We start from the raw sequence: 2,125 nt of genomic DNA on the forward strand, positions 1-2,125 counted from the left end.
GGAACTGAGGATGCTTCCCTGCGACGACGCTTTGCGAATTGATCTGCCTGCTTGTATCGGTAACCACGTTTACCGGTGTTACGCCTTATCTCTCGACTGATCGTAGAGGGATTGCGTCTGAGGGTTTTGGCAATCTTGCGCCGCGAGCAGTCTTCTTGCAAATAGTGGTGGATCAGGAACCTTTCTTTTGGGGTCAAGTGCTTGTATGACATTCGATAACCTCCTATTGATAGCACTTTAGAGATTATCTTTGTCGCTTGGCCCTTTCAAATTGAGGTGTATCCCTCATAAGGACTCAAACCCTGATTTTAGGGGTGGTGCACTTCAATGTTCAAGGGGCGCTTGTAAAAGACAGGAAGTCCTGAACTGACTGCGGGAAGCGCAGTTTTTCACTCCGGAATCGGCAATTTGGACAGGAGGTCTGGATATTTCTGTGTTTGCTGTGCCCAGAATGCTGTTCCCGACACTGCTAAGACGTAACTCTCCCTGATTTGTCCACAAGCGTTATTTTCAGCAGGCAATTTTCGGCAACTCAATTGAATCACCTGCAGCTTTTTGAGCATATGCCTGAACAAATCCCCGTACGGATAACTTTCGGAAGAAAGACTTTCACGGCGGTTTCTTCAACACCGAGGATGATAAGTGAGGTTCACCTGCGGGCGGGAAAATAACTTTCCCTGCCAGTTCCGGTAAAATAATTGCGGGGAGTGTCGAAATTGAGCGGAAAAAGCATTTCCACAGACAGTTTTGTCTTTTGTTCCACTTTTGCCTTGCGTGAGGCTTCTGATTGAGTGTCGGCAACACAAGGGTGTGCTTCGTTATCCCGACTTACAACGAGGCGCTTAATATCACTTCGCTGCTCAGGCGGCTTACGCAGCTCTACAGGGATCCGGATACAGTGTTTCTTGTCGTTGACGACCACAGTCCTGACGGCACGGCGCAACTTGTCCGGGAATTTGCTTCCGAAACGGACGGACGCGTTTATCTGCTCGAGGGAAAGCGGCAAGGCCTCGGGAACGCTTACGTGCGCGGAATCACCCATGCGATGGATGTTCTCGACGCCGATGTCGTGGTGCAGATGGATGCCGACTTCTCGCACGACCCGGCCGACGCCAGGAGATTGCTTGGGAGGATTGCGGACGGTGCCGATGTGGCTATCGGGAGCCGCTACGTCGTGGGAGGCTCGCTTGATGAACGCTGGAACCTGAGGCGGCGACTCCTCTCGCGGTGGGGAAATCGGCTTGCCAGGTGGATAGGCGGCCTGAAGGGGGTTTCCGACTGCACCGCCGGGTTCAAGGCCATAAGGACGAAAAAACTCAGGGCGGCGGGACTGCGGGATGTCCGGGCGAGGGGGTATGTGTTTCAGGTCGAACTTCTTCACCGACTGATCCGCTACGGAGCGCGCGTGGTAGAGGAGCCGATCCATTTCAGCGAGCGCGAGCGCGGGGAAACCAAGCTTGGCGTGGCGAACATGGCGGAGTTTCTGCTCGGCATTCTCCGGATTCGCCTGAGAAGCCACATTACCTTCGCCAAGTTCTGCTTTACAGGTCTTTGCGGGGCGGTTGTCAGTCTGGTTTCTTTCTACCTTATGCTCAGGTTTGGTATTCACAAGTTTGTCGCTTCGCCCGTGGCGATAATGATCTCTATTTTTTCGAACTTCATGATGAATAATTACTGGGCTTTCGGTGACCGCGCCATGATCGGGCGTAGGTCGGCAAGGGGGGTTAAATTTACCGTGGTTTCCCTTATGACTCTTTTACTCAGCTACTCGGTCTTTGTCACCCTATCAATTATGTTTCCCCGAGTTTTCCCCGTATTGCTCCAAGCGTGCGGGATCGCTCCGGGCGCTTTGCTTAACTATTACCTGAACTCCCGCTGGACGTTTCGCGGGGTGGATCGCGAAGGATAGGTGCAAGTTTCTGCGGGGAGATTGTATATTTCTTGGCTAAATGATGACCGAAAAGAAAAAAGAGCTCAGGAGAATGCTCTCTTGCTTCGGGCGGAGGCCGTGATTCCTCTCGCCTACATCGTTCTGTCTATCGGTGTTCCAAAAGATGCCCTTTCAGTTATAATTGTAGCAGAACGATGTTAACTGAAAGCCGGAGCACCAGCTGTCATAAGGGAT

General features: G+C 52.2%; 1 protein-coding gene. It reads left to right on the forward strand.

Annotated features, from left to right (window positions below):
* The first annotated feature begins 787 nt into the window (after positions 1-787).
* Entirely contained in the window at positions 788-1,909 is a 1,122-nt protein-coding gene (locus OXG75_01215; GenBank protein ID MCY3624611.1) for a glycosyltransferase family 2 protein, read from the forward strand.
* The last annotated feature ends 216 nt before the right edge of the window (positions 1,910-2,125 follow it).

It is taken from the genome of Candidatus Dadabacteria bacterium, from assembly GCA_026705445.1.
Lineage (GTDB): Bacteria > Desulfobacterota_D > UBA1144 > Nemesobacterales > Nemesobacteraceae > Nemesobacter.